The organism is Candidatus Protofrankia californiensis (genome assembly GCF_900634765.1).
In the GTDB taxonomy this organism is placed as follows: Bacteria; Actinomycetota; Actinomycetes; order Frankiales; family Frankiaceae; genus Protofrankia; species Protofrankia californiensis.
Map to the genome: position 1 here is coordinate 1 of NZ_CAAAFT010000452.1, position 490 is coordinate 490.

The 490-nt window shown below is 68.2% G+C and carries 1 protein-coding gene; it reads right to left on the reverse strand.

The window, feature by feature from the left end; genetic code table 11:
- Nucleotides 1–73: 73 nt before the first annotated feature.
- Nucleotides 74–382 carry a hypothetical protein gene (locus DD1DGNOD_RS23385; protein ID WP_241251803.1) on the reverse strand — a complete coding sequence of 103 codons (309 nt, stop codon included), beginning with the start codon at nt 380–382 and terminating at the stop codon, nt 74–76.
- Nucleotides 383–490: the final 108 nt, after the last annotated feature.

Here is a 490-nt window from a genome sequence, read left to right on the forward strand (position 1 = left end):
TCGTGCTGTCGTGCAACGTCATGATGTGCGACGTCATGATGTGCACCGTCATGACGTCGAGGGGGCTCGCCGGTCAACGCAGCCAACCGCGTCGTTGCGCGAGGGCACCGAGCACCGCCCGGCGCTGGCGAATCGCCAGCGGATAGCTCACGAGCCCACTGAGGACCACCGCAACGGCAAAGCCCAGCAGCCAGTGCACTCCCAGGGCCAGCACAGCCGTCAGCACGGCGGCGAAGATGACGGCCCGCAACGCGAAGTAGCGGGCGTTGATGGCGAGCAGACCCGGCCCCGACGACGACCCGGACGATGACGGCGACGGCCCGGACAGTTCCTGGGGCAGCGCCCGCCCCGAGCTGTCCGCCATCCTCTTATGAAGATTCACGAATCCTCCCGGTTCCCGGCGTCCGGACACACGCGGCCGGTTCATCCCATCTCACTGTCATCTCGGCCGGCGTGCACGCCGGGGCACCCAGCCCAGACGTTGCAGCAG